Genomic DNA, 21,045 nt, shown 5'->3' with positions numbered 1-21,045 from the left:
GCCGATGCCCATGGTGTCGTCCCGGTTCAGCAAGATGTTCCACCAGGTGGGTTCCTACTACGCGGCCGCCGCCTGGGAACAACTGAAGACGTACGAGGAGTACCAGCGGCCCCGGAAGGGCCAGTGGCACCTCGACTTCGAGGCGAGTACCTGGCAGTCGGACGGCAGGACCGTGCACCAGTCCCCGATCGGTTCTCTCGGCACGGACAACAGTTGGCTGTGGGCCTGGGCCGACGACGGCACCCATCCGGTCGGCTCCCGGCGACGTGAGCTCTCGCTCCGGCTCGCGGAGTTCGGTGAGGTGCATGAGGTTTACGAGTTCGTTGAGCCGCGACTCGAACTCGGCTCCTTTCCCGAACCGGTCCCTGCTGCCGAACGACTCGCCCTCACGGCCATGGGCGTACTCGGTGCCCGTGGCTGTTGCAGCGTCGAATCGGCAACCGGCGCCCGCTCGTACTTCCTGATCGACGACGAGACCGTGCCCCAGGCCCCCTTCCGCCGCCACGTGCTGTCCTCGCTGTTCCATGAGGCGTTGGGGCTCTTCGCCTCCTTCCCGCGGCTGGTGGCCGAGGGATATCTCAGGCACCACGGCTTCCAGGTCTGGGGCGACGACCGGAACGGCATGCACGCCCGCCGGGAACCACACGGTCTCCCTGCGCTTCGACGACCGAGGCCATGTGATCGCGCTGTCCCAGACCGGGGAGGACGACCCCTGGCAAGATCTCCCGGAACCGCCCGTTACGCTCGACTGCATGAAGAAGAGCGTGCTGACCCGCTACCGGATCATGGCCTACGTCACCGGTGTCCTCCTCGTCGCGCTGACCCTCGGCATGATCGGCAAGTACGCGCTCGACATGGGCGGCGCGGCCGACTTCACCCAGGTGGTCAGCATCGCCCACGGCTGGCTCTACGTCGTCTATCTGATCTTCGCCTTCGACCTCGGCTCCAAGGCGAAGTGGCCGGTCAAGAAGCAGCTCTGGGTGCTGCTCGCCGGTACGATCCCCACGGCCGCGTTCTTCGTGGAGCGCAAGGTCAGCCGCGAGCTGGAGGCCCAGGTCGCGGAGGAGGCCCCCGCCGTCGCGTAACGCGTCTCACCGCCGTACGGAGCAACGTGCGGCGGCCTCCCATCGACATTTACTAGGACGTCCTAGTAAATTTGAAGCATGGACGCTGACGCCATCGACGAGGGCCGCCGACGCTGGCAGGCCCGGTACGACGCCGCACGCAAGCGCGACGCGGATTTCACCACGCTCTCCGGCGATCCCGTGGAGCCGGTGTACGGGCCCCGGCCCGGCGACACCTACGACGGGTTCGAGCGGATCGGCTGGCCGGGTGAGTACCCCTTCACCCGAGGGCTGTACGCGACCGGCTACCGGGGGCGGACGTGGACCATCCGGCAGTTCGCCGGGTTCGGGAACGCGGAGCAGACCAACGAGCGGTACAAGATGATCCTCGGCAACGGTGGGGGCGGGCTCTCCGTCGCCTTCGACATGCCGACGCTCATGGGCCGCGACTCCGACGACCCGCGCTCGCTGGGCGAGGTCGGACACTGCGGGGTGGCGATCGACTCGGCCGCCGACATGGAGGTCCTGTTCCGGGACATCCCGCTCGGGGACGTGACGACCTCGATGACGATCAGCGGGCCCGCCGTGCCCGTCTTCTGCATGTACCTCGTCGCCGCCGAGCGCCAGGGCGTCGACCCCGGCGTGCTCAACGGCACGCTCCAGACGGACATCTTCAAGGAGTACATCGCGCAGAAGGAGTGGCTCTTCCAGCCCGAGCCGCATCTGCGCCTGATCGGCGACCTGATGGAGCACTGCGCGGCCGGCATCCCCGCGTACAAGCCGCTGTCGGTCTCCGGCTACCACATCCGCGAGGCCGGCTCGACGGCCGCGCAGGAGCTGGCGTACACGCTGGCGGACGGCTTCGGGTACGTGGAACTGGGGCTGTCGCGCGGGCTGGACGTCGACGTCTTCGCCCCCGGTCTCTCCTTCTTCTTCGACGCGCACGTCGACTTCTTCGAGGAGATCGCCAAGTTCCGCGCGGCCCGCCGTATCTGGGCGCGCTGGATGCGGGACGTGTACGGCGCGAAGAGCGAGAAGGCGCAGTGGCTGCGGTTCCACACCCAGACCGCCGGTGTCTCGCTGACCGCGCAGCAGCCGTACAACAACGTCGTCCGCACGGCCGTGGAGGCGCTGGCCGCCGTGCTCGGCGGGACCAACTCGCTGCACACCAACGCCCTCGACGAGACCCTGGCGCTGCCCAGCGAGCAGGCCGCCGAGATCGCCCTGCGCACCCAGCAGGTGCTGATGGAGGAGACCGGCGTCGGCAACGTCGCGGACCCGCTGGGCGGTTCCTGGTACGTCGAGCAGCTGACCGACCGCATCGAGGCGGACGCCGAGAAGATCTTCGAGCAGATCAAGGAACGGGGCCTGCGCGCCCACCCGGACGGGCAGCACCCGATCGGGCCGATCACCTCCGGCATCCTGCGCGGCATCGAGGACGGCTGGTTCACCGGCGAGATCGCCGAGTCGGCGTTCCGCTACCAGCAGGCGCTGGAGAAGGGCGACAAGCGGGTCGTCGGCGTCAACGTCCACACCGGGTCCGTCACCGGCGACCTGGAGATCCTGCGGGTCAGCCACGAGGTCGAGCGGGAGCAGGTCCGGCTGCTCGGCGAGCGCAAGGCGGCCCGCGACGACGCGAAGGTGCGCGGCGCGCTCGACGCCATGGTCGCGGCGGCACGCTCCGGCGCCAACATGATCGAGCCGATGCTCGACGCCGTACGCGCGGAGGCGACCCTCGGCGAGATCTGCGGCGTCCTGCGCGACGAGTGGGGCGTGTACACGGAGCCCGCCGGGTTCTGAAATCGCCCAGCGGGGAGGCCGCCGTGGTCCGGAGCCCTGATCCGGGCCACGGCGACGTCCGTGCCGGAGGCCACGTCAGTGGCGGGTGATCTCCACGGTCACCTCGGCGGAGGCCGCGGTGTGCCAGGGGTCACCGGCGTACGTCACGCCGTACCTCACCTGACCGGTCCTGCTCGGCGTGTCGGTCACGGTGAAGGTGCCGTCGGCCGCCACCGTGACGGTACCCAGCGAGGTGCCTTCCGGAGCGGCGGCGTCGTAGCGCGTCACCGCGACGGTGGTGCCGGGAGCGAAGCCGGCCGCCGGAGCCAGGGTGCCGGTGACGGTCAGTTCCTGGTACCTCCTGCTGGTCGGGGGCGCCTCGAGGGCAAGGGTGGTCTGCACGGTGGTGGCGACCTGCCGCGCGTGGAACCGGAGTCCCATGACGCCGGTCTGCTGTGTCACGGCGAAGACCCGGCTCCCGTCCGGCGCCCAGGCAAGCCCCTCGTCCACCAGCCTCTCGGTGTCACCGCCCAGCTCGACCGTGGTCAGCGGAGCGGGAGCGCCCGGCGCGTAGAAGGACAAGTCCGGCACGTCGACGCTGTTGTTGGAGGTTCCTCCGGCCACCGTGCCGTCGGGTGCGACGGCGACGGCCAGGGGAGAAGGCGAAGCCGCGGGGGTTCCCTGGTTCGAGAGGTCGTCGAGGCGGAAGGTCTGGTAGCCGGGCGATATGAGGGCGGCCACGACGATGCTCCGGCCGTCGGGTGTCACGTCCAGGTCCCGCAGACCGTTCATCTCGGTCCCGGAGAAGACCCGTCGAGCGGCCACCTCGGGTGATCCGCTGCTCACGTCGTACACCGTGAGGGTGTTGACGTTGGGGTTGCCCGTGCCGGCCACCAGCACGTCGGGGTCGGCGGGAGAGGCGACGAGATCAGCCCCCCAGTCCAGTGAACCGTCCAGACCGAGCTCGACCACCGGCTCGGCACCGGACACGTCGACCGACCCGAGGTCCCCGCCGGAGCCGTATCCGAACCACAGCTTCCCGCCCGCGACGGCCAGGCTCCACGGGGCGGTGTCCTCGCCCACGAAGTACCGCGCGGTCTCCGTCAGTGTCGCGGTGTCGTACGCGACGATGGTGTCGATGTCCCGCGCGGCCACGTAAAGGGTCCGGGAGTCGGGCGAGAGGGCCAGCCCGCCGGCGCCCGGCAGGCCGTCCAGCCAGGTGCTGTTCCCGCCGTCGTAGTCCGTCACCACGACTCGGCCGTCCGCTCCCGCGGGCATGCTGAGGAAGACCTGCCGGTTGCTCCCGTCGACCTCCATGTCGGCGAGGGAGTACAACGGCAGCGGCACGCCGCCCGCCGCGTACGCCGGGGCGGCTCCCGGAACGGTCAGCAGCAGCGAACCGAGGGCTGCGGTGAGCGTGGTGCCCAGCGCCCGTCTGAGTATGCGCAAGGTAGTGCCCTTCTGTGTCCCATGAATCACGGCGGCACACCGGTTGGACGACCGGAGGGGACGGCGTAGGGCGCCGCCCGCCAGGATTCTGCGGCGCGGGGTCCCTTGAATCACGGCGGCACACCGGTTGGGCGACCGGAGAGGAAGGCGCGCGCAAGGGGTCCCGTCGCTCATTCCCCGGTGCGGGTCACGGCTTGTGGGCCACCGCGCCGTACAGGGAGATCACGGCGTGTTCGTCGACGCTCTCCCCGACGGCGAGCTCGGGGTGCCAGTCGGTCAGCTGGACCAGGCCGGGCTCCACAAGCTCCAGGCCCTCGAAGAAGCGGGCGATCTCCGCGCGGGTGCGGGGCGCGAGCGTGACGCCGCCCGCCTTGTACATCTCGACTCCGCGGCCGACCGCCTCGGGGTCGAAGTCGGCGGTGAGCTGCGACAGGACGAGGTGGCTGCCGGAGGGCAGCGCCTCGACGAGCCGCGCCACCAGACCGTACGGATCGTCCTCGTCGCCCAGGAAGTGCGTCAGCGCCACCAGGGACAGCGCCACCGGCCGGTCGAAGTCCAGGCTCTCGCGGGCCTGTTCCAGGATGCGGCCGGGGTCGCGCACATCGGCCTGGACGTAGTCGGTGACGCCCTCGGGGGTGCTGCGCAGCAGCGCCTCGGCGTGCTTGAGCACGATGGGATCGTTGTCGGTGTAGACGATCCGGGACTCGGGCGCGATGCCCTGGGCCACCTGGTGCAGATTGGGCTCGGTGGGGATGCCGGTGCCGATGTCGAGGAACTGGCGGATGCCCGCCTCGCCGGCCAGCCACCGGGTGACGCGCTGCATGAACCAGCGGTTGGTCCGGGCGACGTGCTGTGCCGTGCCGTCGACGCTCATGATCTGCCGGCCCAGTTCCTCGTCGACGGGGTAGTTGTCCTTGCCGCCGAGGAACCAGTCGTAGACCCGGGCGGGGTGCGGCCTGGAGGTGTCGATCCGTGCGGTGACGGGCTGGGTCCCGGTCATACGAGCCTCCCTGGCTGCTCGGCGTCCCGTGCCGTTGGGGATGATCAGGATCCTCGCAGCGCGCCGGGGGGCGATGACAGGCGACAACCGGCCGACCGTGGCCGGTTCACTGCCGTACCCGACGGCTCCCGGTCACCGTCGCCGGCGCTTGCCGGGTGCCGCTGCGCCGACTGCCCGCAGCTGCGGCGGCCGTGGCCCGTACCCGGGCCGTTCACGGCCACTCCCGGTCACCCGGAACCGCGGGCGTCGGCGAGGCCCGACAGCAGGACCCGGGTGAAGCCGTGCGCCCACTCCGCGTCGGCCGGTTCCGCGCTCACCAGCGTGCGGTGCACCACCGCGCCGGCCACCATGTCGAAGATCAGGTCGACCGTGCGGGCCGCCTCCTCGGCGTCGGACTCCCGCGGCAGCTCGCCCCGCGCCTGCGCCCGTGCCCGGCCCGCGAGAACCAGCCGCTTCTGCCGGTCCACGATCGAGGCGCGGATCCGCTCGCGCAGGGCCTCGTCGCGGGTGGACTCGGCGACCACCGCCATCAGCCCGCTCCGGGCCTCCGGGCGGGCGAGGATCGCCGCGAACTGGAGCACCACGCCCTCGATGTCGGCCGCCAGCGAGCCGCGGTCGGGCAGGCTCAGCTCGTCGAAGAGCTCCGCGACCGCGTCGACCACCAGCTCGTTCTTGCCCGCCCAGCGCCGGTAGAGGGTGGTCTTCGCAACCCCCGCGCGGACCGCGACGTCTCCCAACGTGAGCTTGGACCAGCCCAGTTCGACCAGAGCCTCTCGGGTCGCGGCCAGGATCGCGGCGTCCGCGGCGGCACTGCGTGGGCGCCCGGTGCGACTGGCTGAGGTGCGGCTCTGCATGTCACGACCATATCCGGCGCGATCCGTGCGGTCGTGAGGGAGATCACCGGGGCAGGGTGTCCAGGGAGGGCCGTACGGCATTACGCTACGACCCGTAGCGAAAGCGCGTCGGGACCGGCGTGCCCGAGCGACGACCACGGGCGTGGGGTGGGGACCCGGCGCCAACACCACACGTACGCCTGGCTTTCCCGGGCGCTTTTCACAGACACGCGGAGTACGGGGGAGGATAGACGCATGCAGCCACGGAACATGTCCATGAGCGGGGTCGTCGACCTCGCCGCGGTGAAGGCGGCCCAGGAGGCCAAGGCGAAGGCGGAGCAGGCGCGCGCCGAAACTGCCCGGCAGGGTGGCGGGGGCGCCGTCTCCCCGGCCGATCTCGTCATCGACGTCGACGAGGCCGGCTTCGAGCGCGATGTCCTCCAGCGGTCCACCGAGGTCCCGGTCGTCATCGACTTCTGGGCCGAGTGGTGCGAGCCCTGCAAGCAGCTGAGCCCGCTCCTGGAGCGGCTCACCGTCGAGTACAACGGGCGCGTCCTCCTCGCCAAGATCGACGTCGACGCCAACCAGATGCTGATGCAGCAGTTCGGGATCCAGGGGATCCCGGCGGTCTTCGCGGTGGTGGCCGGACAGGCCCTGCCGCTCTTCCAGGGGGCCGCGGGCGAGGCGCAGATCCGCCAGACCCTGGACCAGCTGGTGCAGGTCGGCGAGCAGCGCTTCGGTCTGACCGGCCTCACCGTCGACCCCGACGCCGAGCCGGGCGGCGGCGCGGCGGCCGCTCCGGCCGAGGCCGCCGGCCCGTACGACGCCCTGCTGGAGGCCGCCGTCCAGGCCCTGGACAGCGGTGACCTCGCCGGTGCCGTCCAGGCGTACAAGAACGTGCTCGCCGACGACCCGGGCAACCCGGAGGCCTCGCTGGGGCTCGCCCAGGCGGAGCTGCTCCAGCGGGTGCAGGGCCTGGACCCGCAGCAGGTGCGCAAGGACGCCGCCGACAAGCCGGGGGACGCCGCCGCGCAGATCGCCGCCGCCGACCTGGACCTGGTGGGCGGTCATGTCGAGGACGCCTTCGGCCGGCTCATCGAGACGGTGGGGCGCACCGCGGGCGACGACCGCGACGCCGTACGGGTGCGGCTGCTGGAGCTGTTCGAGGTGGTCGGCGCCGAGGACCCGCGGGTGATCGCCGCGCGCCGGGCGCTGGCGCGCGCCCTGTTCTGAGCCGCCCGGACCCCGCGCCCGATTCCAGCTGTTTTGCCGGGAGTTCGGGCGCCCGGGGTTCGAGTTGCCGAATGGCTCATCGATGCCACTGCGGCCGCGCTTTGCCAAATCTTGGTAATCGCGGCCGCTGTTACTGCGAGTAAGTCGCGGGCGGTGTTCTGTCGGAGTCTGTCCATCGATCAATAGTTTTGTCCGGCCCCTACGGTGCACCCAGCGTCGCCGAGTGGGACCGGCGGGTCGTTGTACGGTTATCCGGCCGTTACTAGCGAGTAACGAACCCCCTTGTGCCGACGGCGAGAATGCACCACGATCGGCGACGCTCGGTCCATTACCCGTATCCCGACAGCCGGTCGGGCCGCGGGAGCTCCTGGGTCCCCACCGAGCAGAACCGGCGGCAAGTGGCGCCGGCTCTTGGACAGGGGGGTCTTCGCCCACCCGGCGAAGCCTGTCCAGCAGGGTTGTGCGTGATGCGTGTCAGGCGCGACCAGTGGTTGTCGCTCGGGGGTGATCGCCGGTGATCGGGTGCGTTGTACGCGCCGCCGAGCTCGGGCGCTCTCCTTCCCGAGGACGTAGCACTTCTCCCATCCCTGCCCGGCCGGCCCGCCGTTCATGGCGGCGAGCCGGGACAGGAGATGTACGTCCGAGAAGGAGGAAATATGGAGTCCCAGGTGCGTGGCGGGACCAGATGGAAGCGGTTCGCTGTGGTCATGGTGCCCAGCGTCATCGCCACGGCGGCGGTGGGTGTCGGTCTGGCACAGGGCGCCCTCGCCGCGTCGTTCAGCGTCTCCGGCCAGCAGTTCAAGGTGACGGCCAATCACCTGCACGGTGAGGGCTTCGCCCAGTACGGCGGTATAGACGAGGTCTACACCTCGGTCGCCGGCGACAAGAAGAAGAAGGTCCCGGTCGCGATCTCGTCGTTCGACACGGCGCGGATCAACCAGATGTGCCAGTCGGTCAAGACGGACATCCCCCTGGTGGGGACGGTCTACCTCCGTCTCGAGGCGGGCAACGACGCGAAGAAGCCGGTCACGGCCAAGAACCTCTTCATCGACGTCGCCCAGCTCGACGCCGACGCGACGTTCAAGAACATCGACATCGGTGTCGCCGTCAAGGACAAGAGCCGCGGTCCCGCCATCAAGGAAGGCGAGAGCGTGCTGCCGGGCGGCTTCGCCCAGCAGGCGCAGTCGGCCGACCTCTACGGCGTCAAGCAGACGGCGTGGGCGACCACGGCCGGCACGTTCAAGCTGAGCGGCCTGTCGATGCGTCTCGGTACGGACTCCAAGATGGAGTGCTACTGACGGTTTCCGTCACCGGGACGTCCCGGGGCGGCTAGCCGCCCCGGGGGGCGGGGAAGCACCGGCTTCTCCGCCCCGTCCGCCCGGTCGGTCCAAGTGCCGGGCCGTCCCACAGACTTCAGACTTCCGGCTTCTCCACGCCTACGGCCGAGCCGGTACGTACTTCCACCGGACCCAGGGAGCTTTTTCCATGAGTGCCGAGACTCCGGGCCAGAGCGCCGGGACCTTCACCCGGTTGCGTCTGCGATTCCGCGACTGGCGGGGCACCCGGCCGTTCTGGGCCGGCCTGTTCACCCTGCTGGGCGGAATTCCCATCGCGTACTTCCCCTACGCCACGCTCAAGCTGGGGCACATGTCGCTCGCCATGGCGACCACCGCGGGCGCCGGGTCGCTGATCATCGGCGTGCTGCTGGTGACGCTGGGCCTGACCATGTGGTTCCAGTCCGCCACCCGGGTCTTCGCCGGTGTCGCGGCGATCCTGCTGGCCCTGGTGTCGCTGGTGGTCTCCAACATCGGCGGTTTCCTGATCGGCTTCCTGCTGGCGCTGATAGGCGGCGCGCTCGCCCTCTCCTGGGCGCCGGGCACGCCCCCGGCCGAGGCGAAGGGTGAGCACGACGGCTCCGACGCGCCCACGGCGGAGGGAGCCACGGACGACGCGCCCCACGACCCCGCCGCCGGGCAGCCCTTCCCGGCCGCCCCCCACGAGCACCGCGAGGGTGGGGAGGCGGACGGCGTCCGAGCCTCGATCGACGGGGGGCACCGTGTCGGCTGAAGAGGTCCGCGGGCCGCGTCACGCGGCCCCCAAGAAGCCGCTGTTCACCAGATTCCACGTGCCGAGCGGCAAGGCGATAGCCCTGGCGGCGATGCCCACCGCCGTCCTCATGGGCATGGGATTCACGCCGACGCTGGCCCTCGCCGACGGCAATGACGGGAAGCCGACGGCGAACAGCCTGACCGCCGACGAGTACAAGGACTGCCTCGAACTCGTCGAGGGCGACGAGAAGGACGACAAGGACGCCACCGCGTCGCCCACGCCGTCCGCCTCGGCGACCGAGACCGAGGAGCCCGACGCGGAGTCGACTCCCGAGGCCCCCGAGCAGAAGGCCCCGGACGCGGAGAAGGACACGTCCTCCTCGTCTTCTTCTTCGTCTTCTTCGTCGGATTCAGGTTCCGACGACGAGGACGAGCCGGCGCCCGCTCCCTCCGCGACGGAGGACGCACAGGACGAGCCCGCGCCCTCGCCGTCGGAGACCGACCGCAACCTCCTGGAGGACCTCGGGGACACCATCAAGGACGTCCTCACCCCGCAGGAGAAGGAGGCCGAGGCGAGCCCCACCCCGTCCGCCTCCGCCACCGAGGAGCAGGCCGGGGACACGGCCGAGGACGCGGCCGGCACCGTGAAGGAGACCACCGAGAAGGTCACCGAGGCGGCCGAGGACACCACGGAGGACGCCACCGACAAGGCGTCGGAGGCCGCCGAGAAGGCCGAGGAGGCGGTCGAGGAGGCCGCCGACGACGCGACCGCGACCCCCGGGGCAACCGCCTCGCCGAGCCCCTCCGAGACGGCCGCGGTCGACCCCGAGGACTGCCCGGTCGCCACCGACGCCGAGGGCGGGGTCGACAACGAGCTCCTGCTGCCCGACGACCCCTGGACCCTGAACGCCAGCTCGCTGCTGCTCAAGGGCGCCGACTACAAGGGCATCGTCAAGGTGCGGACCGCCAGCGGCGCCACCAAGAAGGTGCTGAAGTACGTCGTCTCCGACGGCACCGACATCGGGGACCTGCACCAGACGGTCAAGGACAGGCAGTCCGGCAAGACCCACCACGTGCAGGCGGCCAAGGGATCGACGTCCACCATCCGCGACGGCGACACCGTGATGTACACCGAGAGCATCTCCGGCAACCTGCTCGGGCTGATCCCGATCACGTTCGACCCGGAGCACCCGCCGCCGCTCAACATCCCGCTGATCTACTTCACCAATGTGAAGGTGCAGCAGGCCGGCCAGTTCGGCGGCACCCTGCACGTGCCCGGGCTCCAGCAGTACGTCACCGACTGAGCGCCCGTCAGGACCCTTCCGGGAGCCGCGAGAACACCGAGGGCGCCCCCTGTCCGCAGGGGGCGCCCTCGGTGTCGTACCAGACCTCGTACCGGATCTGGGCGGGTCAGCTCGTCGGGCCGCCCAGGTGGTGGACGCGGACCATGTTGGTGGTGCCGGGGACACCGGGCGGGGAGCCGGCCGTGATGACCACGGTGTCGCCCTCGCTGAAGCGGTTCAGCTTCACCAGCTCCTGCTCCACCAGGTCGACCATCTCGTCGGTGCTGTTCACGAACGGCACGACGTGCGGCTCGATGCCCCAGCTGAGCGCCAGCTGGTTGCGGGTGGACTCGTCCGTGGTGAACGCCAGGATCGGCTGGGCGACCCGGTAACGGCACAGCCGCCGGGCCGTGTCGCCGGACTGGGTGAAGGCCACCAGGCCCTTGCCGCCGAGGAAGTCGGCGATCTCGCAGGCGGCACGGGCCACCGAACCACCCTGCGTGCGCGGCTTCTTGCCCGGCACCAGCGGCTGGAGGCCCTTGGACAGCAGCTCCTGCTCGGCCGCCTGGACGATCTTCGACATCGTCCGCACGGTCTCGACCGGGTAGGCGCCCACGCTCGACTCGGCCGACAGCATGACCGCGTCGGCGCCGTCCAGGATCGCGTTGGCCACGTCGGAGGCCTCGGCGCGGGTCGGCCGGGAGTTGGTGATCATCGACTCCATCATCTGGGTCGCCACGATCACCGGCTTGGCGTTGCGCCGGCACAGCTCGATCAGGCGCTTCTGCACCATGGGGACCTTCTCGAGCGGGTACTCGACGGCGAGGTCGCCGCGCGCGACCATCACACCGTCGAACGCCATCACGACGTCCTCCATGTTCTCCACCGCCTGCGGCTTCTCCACCTTGGCGATGACGGGGACCCGGCGGCCCTCCTCGTCCATCACGCGGTGGACGTCGGCGACGTCCTTGGCGTCCCGGACGAAGGACAGCGCGACCAGGTCGCAGCCCATCCGCAGGGCGAACCGCAGGTCCTCGACGTCCTTGTCGGACAGCGCGGGCACGTTCACGGCCGCGCCGGGCAGGTTGATGCCCTTGTGGTCGGAGATGACACCGCCCTCGATGACGATCGACTTGACCCGGGGGCCCTCGACGTCCAGCACCTTCAGCTCGACGTTGCCGTCGTTGATGAGGATCTGGTCGCCGCGCGAGACGTCGCCCGGCAGGCCCTTGTAGGTCGTTCCGCAGATCGTCTTGTCGCCCGGGACGTCCTCGGTGGTGATGGTGAACTCGTCACCGCGCACCAGCTCGACGGGGCCTTCGGCGAAGGTCTCCAGGCGGATCTTCGGGCCCTGGAGGTCGGCGAGGACGCCGATGGCCCTGCCCGTCTCCTTGGCGGCGGCACGGACCCGGTCGTACCGGCCCTGGTGCTCGGCGTGCGTGCCGTGGCTGAAGTTGAAGCGGGCCACGTTCATGCCGGCTTCGATCAGGGCGACAAGCTGCTCGTGGGAGTCGACCGCGGGGCCGAGAGTACAGACGATTTTCGAACGGCGCATGGGGCGATCCTATCGGTTTGTTTCGCTACGGAATATTCCGTCTGGCGGAAAATACAAATGAGGAAGTCCCTGCTCAGTTGTTCTTTCCGACCAGTGCGTATGTCTGCTGAGCGATCTCCATTTCCTCGTCCGTCGGTACCACCGCGACCGCGACCCGCGCGCCCTCGGGCGAGATCAGCCGCGGCCCGCCGCCGCGTACGGCGTTGCGCTCGCCGTCGACCGCCAGGCCCAGCCCCTCCAGGCCCGCCACGGCCGCCTCCCGCACCGGGGCGGCGTTCTCGCCGACCCCGGCGGTGAAGGCCACCGCGTCCACCCGTCCGAGAACGGCGTAATAGGCACCGATGTACTTCTTCAGACGGTGAATGTAGATGTCGAACGCCAGCTTCGCCTCTTCGTCGCCCTCGTCGATCCGGCGCCGGATCTCCCTCATGTCGTTGTCCCCGCAGAGCCCGACCAGACCGCTCTTCTTGTTGAGAAGAGTGTCGATCTCGTCGGCGGACATTCCCCCAACACGCATCAAATGGAAGATGACGGCCGGGTCCATGTCTCCCGACCGCGTACCCATCACCAGCCCCTCCAAGGGCGTCAGCCCCATGGAGGTGTCCACACAGCGCCCGCCCCGCACGGCCGAGGCGGACGCCCCGTTGCCCAGGTGCAGCACGATGACGTTGACCTCCTCGGGCGCCTTCCCGAGCAGCTCCGCCGTCGCCCGGGAGACATACGCGTGCGAGGTGCCGTGGAAGCCGTAGCGGCGGATGCGGTGCTCGTCGGCGGTCTTCACGTCGATCGCGTAGCGGGCGGCCGACTCCGGCATCGTGGTGTGGAACGCGGTGTCGAAGACGGCGACCTGCGGCAGGTCCGGGCGCAGTGCCATCGCCGTGCGGATGCCGGTGAGGTTGGCCGGGTTGTGCAGCGGCGCGACCGGGATCAGCCGTTCGATCTCCGACAGCACCGTGTCGTCGATCACCGTCGGCTCGGTGAAGTGCTTGCCGCCGTGCACCACCCGATGGCCGATCGCGGCCAGCTCGGGGGAGTCCGGCCCCAGCCCGTCGGCGGTCAGCTCCTCGGCCATCGCCTTCAGCGCGGCCTCGTGGTCGGCGACCGGGCCGGTACGCTCCCGGGTCTCCCCGCCCGACGCGAGCGGCGAGTGCCGGACGACGGAGGTCCGCTCGCCGATCCGCTCGACCAGCCCGGCGGCCAGCCGGCGGCTGTCGCGCATGTCCAGCAGCTGGTACTTCACCGACGAGGAGCCGGAGTTCAGGACGAGGACGCGGGTCGGGCTCACTGGGCGCTCGCCTTCTCGTTCGGGGACTGGGCCTGGATCGCCGTGATGGCGACGGTGTTCACGATGTCCTGGACGAGGGCGCCCCGGGACAGGTCGTTGACCGGCTTGCGCAGACCCTGGAGCACGGGTCCGACGGCGATGGCACCGGCCGACCGCTGCACCGCCTTGTAGGTGTTGTTGCCGGTGTTCAGGTCCGGGAAGATCAGCACCGTCGCCTGCCCGGCGACCTCGGAGTCCGGCAGCTTGGTCGCCGCGACCGACGGCTCCACGGCCGCGTCGTACTGGATCGGCCCCTCGATCCGCAGATCGGGCCGGCGCGAGCGCACCAGCTCGGTGGCCGCGCGCACCTTGTCCACGTCGGCGCCGGAACCGGACGTGCCGGTCGAGTACGACAGCATCGCGATCCGCGGCTCCACCCCGAACCGCGCGGCCGTGACCGCCGACTGCACGGCGATGTCGGCGAGCTGCTCGGCGTCGGGGTCCGGGTTGACCGCGCAGTCGCCGTAGACCAGCACCTTGTCGGCCAGGCACATGAAGAAGACGGAGGAGACGATGCCCGCGTCCGGCTTCGTCTTGATGATCTCGAAGGCCGGCCGGATGGTCGCGGCCGTGGAGTGCACCGAGCCCGACACCATGCCGTCGGCGAGCCCCTCCTGCACCATCAGCGTGCCGAAGTAGTTCACGTCGGAGACGACGTCGTACGCCAGCTCCACGGTGACGCCCCGGTGGGCGCGCAGGGCCGCGTACTTCTCCGCGAAGGCGTCGCGCAGGTCGGAGGTGGCCGGGTCGATCAGCTGGGTCTCACCGAGGTCGACGCCCAGGTCGGCGGCCTTCTTGCGGATCTGGTCGACGTCGCCGAGCAGGGTCAGCTCGCACACGCCCCGGCGCAGCAGCACCTCGGCCGCGTGCAGCACCCGCTCCTCGGTGCCCTCCGGGAGCACGACCCGGCGCAGGTCGGAACGGGCCTGTTCGAGCAGCTTGTGCTCGAACATCATCGGGGTGACGCGGTCGCTGCTGGGCGCGGACACCCGCTTGGTGAGGTCCGCGGTGTCGGCGTACCGCTCGAAGAGGCCGAGCGCCCGCTCGGCCTTGCGCGGGGTGGCCGCGTTGAGCTTGCCCTCCAGGGAGAAGAGCTGCTCGGCGGTGGGGAAGCTGGTGCTCGGCACCGACAGGACCGGGGTGCCGGGGGCGAGCCGGTCGGCGAGCGTGAGGATGTGCGCGGCCGGAACCTCGTCCAGGGTGAGCAGCACCCCGGCTATCGGCGGGGTGCCGGCGCTGTGCGAGGCAAGCGCGCCGACGACCAGGTCGGCGCGGTCGCCCGGGGTGACGACCAGGCAGCCCGGGGTCAGGGCGGCGAGGAAGTTCGGCAGCATGGCGCCGCCGAAGACGAAGTCCAGGGCGTCGCGGGCGAGCCCGGAGTCGTCGCCGAGCACCACCTTCGCGCCGAGGGTGTGCGCGATCTGGGAGACCGTCGGCGCGGACAGCGCCGGCTCGTCGGGCAGCACGTAGCAGGGCACCGGCAGCCGGGTGGCGAGCCGCTCGGCGAGCCCGTCCCGGTCCTCGCGGGCGACCCGGTTGACCACCATGGCGAGCACGTCGCAGCCCAGGGTGTCGTAGGCGCGGTAGGCGTTGGTGGTCTCGGCGCGCACCGACTCGGCGGTCTGCTTGCGGCCACCCACGACCGGGATCACCGAGGCGCCGAACTCGTTGGCGAGCCGGGCGTTCAGGCTGAGCTCGTCCGGGAACTGGGTGTCGGCGTAGTCGGTGCCGAGGACGAGGACCACGTCGTAGTCGCGGGCGACCCGGTGGAACCGGTCGACGAGGGTCGACACCAGTTCGTCGGTGCCCTGCTCGGCCTGGAGCGCGGACGCCTCGTGGTAGTCGAGACCGTAGACGGTCCCCGGGTCCTGGGTGAGCCGGTACCGGGCGCGCAGCAGTTCGAAGAGGCGGTCGGGCCCGTCGTGCACCAGGGGACGGAAGACACCCACCCGGTCGACCTGGCGGGTGAGGAGCTCCATGACCCCCAGTTCGACGACCTGGCGGCCGTCGCCGCGGTCGATGCCGGTCACGTACACGCTGCGGGTCACGCGCGCTCTCCGTTTCGTCGGGGCCGCAAGGTCTGCGTCGGAGCCGTCATGCTCCCCGGCAGGGCCACAAAAATCGCCCACCCAGGTGAGCGGATCCCTCTTGACAATACCTCCGGCGCTGGCTAGCACGCCCGCCCATGCGGGTCGGCGCCCCGCTGGGGGACGTGAAAGAATCGGGACTGGCTCACCGGTATCGACAGCGACCAGGAGACACAGCACGATGCGTATAGGAGTTCTCACCGCAGGCGGCGACTGCCCTGGGCTGAACGCAGTGATCCGGTCGGTCGTGCACCGGGCGGTCGACAACTACGGCGACGAGGTCATCGGCTTCGAGGACGGCTACTCGGGTCTGCTGGACAGCCGCTACCGCCCCCTCGACCTCGACGCGGTCAGCGGCATCCTGGCCCGCGGCGGCACCATACTGGGCTCCTCCCGGCTGGAGCGCGACCGCCTCCGCGAGGCCTGCGCGAACGCCTCCGACATGATCCGCGACTTCGGCATCGACGCGCTGATCCCGATCGGTGGCGAGGGCACGCTGACCGCGGCGCACATGCTGTCGGACGCGGGTCTGCCGGTGGTCGGCGTCCCGAAGACGATCGACAACGACATCTCCTCCACGGACCGCACCTTCGGCTTCGACACCGCCGTGGGTGTCGCCACCGAGGCGATGGACCGGCTGAAGACCACCGCCGAGTCCCATCAGCGGGTGATGGTCGTCGAGGTGATGGGCCGGCACGCGGGCTGGATCGCCCTGGAGTCCGGCATGGCCGCCGGCGCCCACGGCATCTGCCTGCCCGAACGCCCCTTCGACCCCGCCCAGCTGGTGAAGATGGTCGAGGAACGCTTCGCCCGCGGCAAGAAGTTCGCGGTCATCTGCGTCGCCGAGGGCGCGCACCCGGTCGACGGCACCATGGACTACGGCAAGGGCGAGATCGACAAGTTCGGCCACGAGCGCTTCCAGGGCATCGGCACGGCGCTGGCGCACGAGCTGGAGCGGCGGCTCGGCAAGGAGGCCCGGCCGGTGATCCTCGGGCACGTCCAGCGTGGGGGTACGCCGACGGCGTACGACCGGGTGCTGGCGACGCGCTTCGGGTGGCATGCGGTGGAGGCGGCGCATCGGGGGGAGTTCGGGAAGATGACGTCCCTGCGGGGGACCGAGATCGTGATGGTGCCGTTGGCGGAGGCGGTGACCGAGCTGAAGACGGTGCCGAAGGATCGGATGGACGAGGCGGAGTCCGTGTTCTAGGTTTTTTCGCCCCCGCCGCCCCTTCCCGTCCCGTCCCCGGGGGGCTTCGCCCCCCGGACCCCCTTCGCGCAGTTCCCCGCGCCCCTAGGGTGTTACCGCTGTCCAGAAGTGGTCGACTATGCGGGCCAGGAACTCGCGGCCGTTCTCGCCCGCGTCGTGGGGGCCGCCGCCCCAGCTGAGGGTGGCGGCCATGTGGCCCTGGTAGTCCTGGTGCAGGCGGTGGAGGGCTCCCTCCAGCTGCCGGCGCTCCAGGGGTACGAGCTTCGAGACCGGGCGGACATACGCCTGCCAGCGTGTCGTCGCCGCGCTGCGGAGCAGTTCCGCGAGCTTTTCCTCGCGTCCGGTGACGGTGACGACGTCGGCCAGGGACAGGGCGAGCAGTCGGGTCAGTGCGGCGGCCTGCCGCTCCGTGCCGCGCCATCGGCCGGTCTCCTCCATCCGCAGATAGGCGTGGAGTTCGTGGCCGACCGTGCGGGCGACGTCCTCGGGCGCCAGCCCGCGCGCGACACGGTGCTCGCGCAGGGTGCGCGGGCGCCCGATGAGTTCACCGGGCGAGCACCACAACACCCCCGCCAGCGCGGTGAGTTCGGTGTGGGAGGGGGCGGCGCGGCCGTGTTCCCAGGCGGCGACGAGGGCGGAGGTGACGTACGGCAGCCCGTACGAGACGCGCAGGGCGTGGGCGACATGGTCCGGGCCCATGCCCAGTCCGGCACGGAGTCTGCGGGCGGCGGGGGCGTTGAACGGCGGGGGCGGGGGGCGGTCTGTACGAGCGGAGGGTCGGTGCACGGCCCACAAGCTAGGGCCGCGGGGAGGCGATGACTACGGTCTGTTCAGCCAGGATCACTGATTGTGGAAACGTACGGCTACCGGCGAGTCGGCTGTTAACGGTGACTTACGCATATGCCTGCTGAGCTTGCCGTTCACGGCCCGGCCCCGCAGCCGGGAAAGCGCCGTCCTCTCCGGAACGCGGCCCGGCGTGCGGCGCAAACCGATCCCTCCGCTCATCCCTTGACCGCCCCGCCCAGTGCGAACCCCCCGCCCAGCCGCCGCGCGATCAGCACGTACAGCAGGATCACCGGCGTCGAGTAGACGATCGAGAACGCGGCGAGCTGCCCGTACGCCACCATGCCCCGGTTGCCGAAGAAGTCGTTGATGCTCACGGACGCCGGCATCCGGTCCGGGGTGAGCAGCAGCATGAACGGGACGAAGAAGTTCCCCCACATCATCACGAACGAGAAGACGGTCACCACCGCCACGCCCGGACCCATCAGCGGCAGCACGATCCGCACCAGGGACTGAAGGGACGACGCCCCGTCCGTCCAGGCCGCCTCCTCCAGCTCCTTCGGCACCCCGTCCATGAAGTTCTTCATCAGCCAGATCGCGAAGGGGAGTTGGGAGGCGGCGAAGAAGAAGATGGTGCCCTGCACGGTGTCGATCAGATCCACCCGGACGAACAGCGCGTACACCGGGACCATGATCGCGGTGATCGGCAGACTGGTCGCGAAGAGGATCGTCAGCAGGAACGGGCGGTTGAAGCGGGAGCGGAAGCGGGAGAGCGGATAGGCGGCGAGCGCGGCGCACACCACGGTCAGCGCGGTCGCGCCCCCGCACAGGATCAGGCTGTTCAGCAGCGGGGTGAAGGTGATCTCGTCCGTGAGGATCGCGTCGAAGTGGTCCAGCGTGAGGCCGTCGGGGGCCTTCACCCGGAGACCGGCGTGCGGATCGAGCGCGGACAGCACCACCCAGGCCAGCGGCAGGACGAACGCGGCGGCGACGACGAGCAGCCCGGCGTCCGCGGCGAGGCGCCGGGCCGTTCGGCGTGAGGAGAGGGGCATGGCGGGTCAGACCTCCGTCCGCAGCAGGCGCATGTAGACGAGGGAGAACAGCGAGCCGACCAGCAGAAGCAGCAGCGCGACGGCCGTGCCGTAGCCGATCAGGCTGTTCTGGAAGGCCTGTTCGTACATGAACAGCGGCAGCGTCTGGCTCTTTCCTCCCGGCCCGCCCCGGGTCATCACCCAGATCAGCCCGAACACCGACAGGGTCTGGAGCGTGTTCAGCATCAGATTGGTGCCGATGGAGCGGCGGATCATCGGCAGGGTGATGTGCCACATCCGGCGCCAGCCGCCGGCGCCGTCCACCTCGGCCGCCTCCGTGATCTCCTTGGGGATCTCGTTGAGCGCCGCCGAGTACACCAGCATCGAGAACGCCGTCCCGCGCCAGACGTTGGCGAACGACACCGCCAGGATCGGCAGCGTGAACAGCCAGTTCTGCGACGGCAGATGCAGCCAGTCCAGGATGGCGTTGAGCGTCCCCTCCCGGCGGAAGAAGGCGTACAGCAGGAACCCCGCCACGACCTCGGGCAGCACCCACGCCGTGACGACGATGCCGCCGGTCAGCGTGCGCACCGGCTTCGACGCCCGCTGCATCAGCGCGGCCAGCGCCAGCCCGAGCGTGTTCTGCCCGACCAGCGACGACAGCACGGTGAACACCAGCGTCAGCCATACGGCGTTGAGGAAGTCCTCGTCCCCGAACGCCCGCCGGAAGTTCTCCAGCCCGACGAACGACTCCTCCGCCTGACTGGTCAGCTGGAGGTCGGTGAAGGCGATGAGCACGCAGTACGCGATCGGCCCCGCGAGGAAGAGCAGCAGCAGGGCCAGCGCGGGGGTGAGGGGCAGAACGCGGGGGAGGAGCCGACGCGTCCCGTCGCTCACTTCTCGACGACCTCGTTGTCGGTGGCGTCCCTGAGGGCGTCGTCGTAGCCCCGCGCGGCCTCCTCGACGGACATGTCACCCGTGGTCACGCCCTCCATGGCCTCCTGGATGGCCGTCGAGACCTTCGGGTACGCCGGATAGGCGGGCCGGTAGTGGGTGCTCTCCACCAACTCGGTGAAGAACCTGATGCCGGGCTGGGCCTCGGCGTACGCGGGGTCGTTCGCGACGTCCTCGCGGACCGCGATGCCGGAGTTGGCGACGTACCACTTCTGCGCGTTGGCCTTGGTCTGCATCGTCTTGATGAACTCGAAGGCCAGGTCGGGGTTGGCCGCCTTGGCCGGGATCGACCAGGTCCAGCCGCCCGACATGCTGACCCTGCCCGGCGCCTGCCCGTTCTGGGTCGGCATGGCCGCCAGCCCCAGCTCCTTCGACCACTCGGGCCATGCGTGCCCGCTGCCCTCCAGCCAGTCCTGCGGCAGCCAGGAGCCGTCCAGCGCGATGCCGAGTTTGCCCTGCGGCAGCCATTCGCCGCGCACGCGGGTGCCGACGTTGGGGTCGAGGGCGTCGGAGACGTCCGGGCCGAGCTTCTCCTCGTAGACGGTCTCGACGAAGGAGAGGGAGTCCTCGAATCCCTTCCCCGACGTGATCCACTTCTTGCTGCTCTTGTCGTAGAGCGGGTCGGACGTGCCGTCGTTGGTGCCGTAGAGCAGCATCTCGAAGGTCTGCATGGTCGCCGCCTCGCCGACCGGCTTGCCGGTGTAGACGTTCAGCGGGATGACGTCCGGGACCTTCTCCTTGATCGCGCGGGCGGCGTCGAGCACGTCCTCCCAGGTCTTCGGCTGCCAGTCGGCCGGCAGCCCGGCCTTCGCGAAGACGTCCTTGCTGAACCACAGCCCGCGCGTGTCGGTGCCGTCCGGGACGCCGTACGTCTTCCCGTCCTCGCCCTTGGCCGCCGCCTTCGCGGTGTCGATGAACTGCTCCCAGTCCTTCCACTTCGCCAGATACGGGTCGAGGGGCTTCAAGTATCCGCTGGTGATGTCGGAGTTGATGAGGAAGGTGTCCTCGTAGACCAGGTCCGGAGCGGTCTTGGGGGAGCGGAGCATCTGCTGGAGCTTGGTGTAGTACTCGGCGTCCGGAGCCTTGATGGGGACGAGCTCCACCTTCTTGCCGGGGTTCGCCTTCTCGAACTGCTTCTTGATGTCCTCGAGATAGGTGTCCATCACCTTGATGGAGTTGTCCGTGGACTGCTTGAACGAGACCTTGACGGTGTCCGGATCACTGCCGGACCCGCCACCGCAGGCGGTGAGCGTGGCTGCGGCGGCGAGGACGAGGAGCGTGGGGAGGGCGGCGGTGGGGCGCACGGGCATGACCTCCTACGGGCGCACGACACTGTGGCCTGGATGGCTGCGTGGCGAACGTAAGAGGAGTGGTCTAGTCAGGTCAATGCGTGTGCGTCGGATTGCCGTCGGCCG

Annotated in this window: 17 protein-coding genes and 1 pseudogene; 8 read left to right on the top strand and 10 right to left on the bottom strand. The window is 70.1% G+C overall.

All coding sequences use genetic code 11. The annotated features are described in order from the left end of the window. Nucleotides 1–4: 4 nt before the first annotated feature. From ACZ470_RS16690 to ACZ470_RS16680, 3 genes and pseudogenes are all read left to right on the top strand, one after another. Nucleotides 5–460: pseudogene (locus ACZ470_RS16690) on the top strand (DUF6882 domain-containing protein); the annotation flags it as partial. 292 nt (nt 461–752) lie between these two features. Next, nucleotides 753–1,085 (top strand): DUF3817 domain-containing protein, encoded by a 333-nt coding sequence (locus tag ACZ470_RS16685; protein WP_468427825.1) that lies wholly within the window; start codon nt 753–755, stop codon nt 1,083–1,085. A 78-nt stretch (nt 1,086–1,163) separates the two neighbouring features. Next, nucleotides 1,164–2,864, top strand: coding sequence for an acyl-CoA mutase large subunit family protein (locus tag ACZ470_RS16680; protein ID WP_468427823.1), 1,701 nt, complete (start codon nt 1,164–1,166; stop codon nt 2,862–2,864). Between the two features lie 75 nt (nt 2,865–2,939). On the opposite strand, the gene ACZ470_RS16675 is transcribed toward ACZ470_RS16680, so the two are convergent. The 3 genes from ACZ470_RS16675 to ACZ470_RS16665 all read right to left on the bottom strand — a co-directional run bounded on the left by ACZ470_RS16675 (nt 2,940) and on the right by ACZ470_RS16665 (nt 6,146). Further along, on the bottom strand, nt 2,940–4,292 hold the full coding sequence (locus ACZ470_RS16675; protein WP_468427821.1) for a WD40 repeat domain-containing protein: 1,353 nt from the start codon (nt 4,290–4,292) through the stop codon (nt 2,940–2,942). Nucleotides 4,293–4,479: 187 nt separating this feature from the next. Further along, nucleotides 4,480–5,292: an SAM-dependent methyltransferase gene (locus tag ACZ470_RS16670; RefSeq protein WP_468427819.1), complete on the bottom strand. Its 813-nt coding sequence runs from the start codon at nt 5,290–5,292 to the stop codon at nt 4,480–4,482. A 227-nt stretch (nt 5,293–5,519) separates the two neighbouring features. Beyond that, nucleotides 5,520–6,146: a TetR/AcrR family transcriptional regulator gene (locus ACZ470_RS16665; protein WP_468427818.1), complete on the bottom strand. Its 627-nt coding sequence runs from the start codon at nt 6,144–6,146 to the stop codon at nt 5,520–5,522. 234 nt (nt 6,147–6,380) lie between these two features. On the opposite strand from ACZ470_RS16665, the gene ACZ470_RS16660 reads away from it, so the two are divergent. From ACZ470_RS16660 to ACZ470_RS16645, 4 genes are all read left to right on the top strand, one after another. Then, the gene (locus tag ACZ470_RS16660; RefSeq protein WP_468427816.1) at nt 6,381–7,358 is read left to right on the top strand and encodes a tetratricopeptide repeat protein; all 978 of its coding nucleotides are present in this window, start codon (nt 6,381–6,383) and stop codon (nt 7,356–7,358) included. A 656-nt stretch (nt 7,359–8,014) separates the two neighbouring features. Then, nucleotides 8,015–8,656 carry a DUF6230 family protein gene (locus ACZ470_RS16655; RefSeq protein WP_468427814.1) on the top strand — a complete coding sequence of 214 codons (642 nt, stop codon included), beginning with the start codon at nt 8,015–8,017 and terminating at the stop codon, nt 8,654–8,656. A 187-nt stretch (nt 8,657–8,843) separates the two neighbouring features. Further along, complete coding sequence (locus ACZ470_RS16650) at nt 8,844–9,425, top strand: DUF6114 domain-containing protein (RefSeq protein ID WP_468427812.1); 582 nt, start codon at nt 8,844–8,846, stop codon at nt 9,423–9,425. Further along, nucleotides 9,415–10,710 carry a hypothetical protein gene (locus ACZ470_RS16645; RefSeq protein ID WP_468427810.1) on the top strand — a complete coding sequence of 432 codons (1,296 nt, stop codon included), beginning with the start codon at nt 9,415–9,417 and terminating at the stop codon, nt 10,708–10,710. The genes ACZ470_RS16650 and ACZ470_RS16645 overlap by 11 nt, the downstream gene beginning before the upstream one ends. 106 nt (nt 10,711–10,816) lie before the next feature. On the opposite strand, the gene pyk is transcribed toward ACZ470_RS16645, so the two are convergent. The 3 genes from pyk to pta all read right to left on the bottom strand — a co-directional run bounded on the left by pyk (nt 10,817) and on the right by pta (nt 15,616). Continuing rightward, nucleotides 10,817–12,244: a pyruvate kinase gene (gene pyk, locus ACZ470_RS16640; protein ID WP_468427809.1), complete on the bottom strand. Its 1,428-nt coding sequence runs from the start codon at nt 12,242–12,244 to the stop codon at nt 10,817–10,819. A gap of 73 nt (nt 12,245–12,317) precedes the next feature. Then, nucleotides 12,318–13,529 carry an acetate kinase gene (locus tag ACZ470_RS16635; RefSeq protein ID WP_468427807.1) on the bottom strand — a complete coding sequence of 404 codons (1,212 nt, stop codon included), beginning with the start codon at nt 13,527–13,529 and terminating at the stop codon, nt 12,318–12,320. Continuing rightward, nucleotides 13,526–15,616 carry a phosphate acetyltransferase gene (gene pta, locus ACZ470_RS16630; protein ID WP_468427805.1) on the bottom strand — a complete coding sequence of 697 codons (2,091 nt, stop codon included), beginning with the start codon at nt 15,614–15,616 and terminating at the stop codon, nt 13,526–13,528. The genes ACZ470_RS16635 and pta overlap by 4 nt, the downstream gene beginning before the upstream one ends. Before the next feature lie 220 nt (nt 15,617–15,836). On the opposite strand from pta, the gene ACZ470_RS16625 reads away from it, so the two are divergent. Further along, nucleotides 15,837–16,862 carry an ATP-dependent 6-phosphofructokinase gene (locus tag ACZ470_RS16625; protein ID WP_468427804.1) on the top strand — a complete coding sequence of 342 codons (1,026 nt, stop codon included), beginning with the start codon at nt 15,837–15,839 and terminating at the stop codon, nt 16,860–16,862. A gap of 84 nt (nt 16,863–16,946) precedes the next feature. Here ACZ470_RS16625 and ACZ470_RS16620 read toward each other — a convergent pair whose 3' ends face one another. The 4 genes from ACZ470_RS16620 to ACZ470_RS16605 all read right to left on the bottom strand — a co-directional run bounded on the left by ACZ470_RS16620 (nt 16,947) and on the right by ACZ470_RS16605 (nt 20,940). Further along, on the bottom strand, nt 16,947–17,657 hold the full coding sequence (locus ACZ470_RS16620) for a helix-turn-helix domain-containing protein (RefSeq protein WP_468427802.1): 711 nt from the start codon (nt 17,655–17,657) through the stop codon (nt 16,947–16,949). A gap of 206 nt (nt 17,658–17,863) precedes the next feature. Then, nucleotides 17,864–18,697: a carbohydrate ABC transporter permease gene (locus ACZ470_RS16615; protein ID WP_468427800.1), complete on the bottom strand. Its 834-nt coding sequence runs from the start codon at nt 18,695–18,697 to the stop codon at nt 17,864–17,866. Nucleotides 18,698–18,703: 6 nt separating this feature from the next. Then, entirely contained in the window at nt 18,704–19,573 is an 870-nt protein-coding gene (locus tag ACZ470_RS16610; RefSeq protein ID WP_468427798.1) for a carbohydrate ABC transporter permease, read from the bottom strand. Next, the gene (locus tag ACZ470_RS16605; protein WP_468427796.1) at nt 19,570–20,940 is read right to left on the bottom strand and encodes an extracellular solute-binding protein; all 1,371 of its coding nucleotides are present in this window, start codon (nt 20,938–20,940) and stop codon (nt 19,570–19,572) included. The genes ACZ470_RS16610 and ACZ470_RS16605 overlap by 4 nt, the downstream gene beginning before the upstream one ends. Nucleotides 20,941–21,045: the final 105 nt, after the last annotated feature.

The sequence above is a fragment of the Streptomyces sp. NPDC031111 genome, from assembly GCF_055570675.1.
This window is presented reverse-complemented; position numbering and strand designations above follow the sequence as displayed.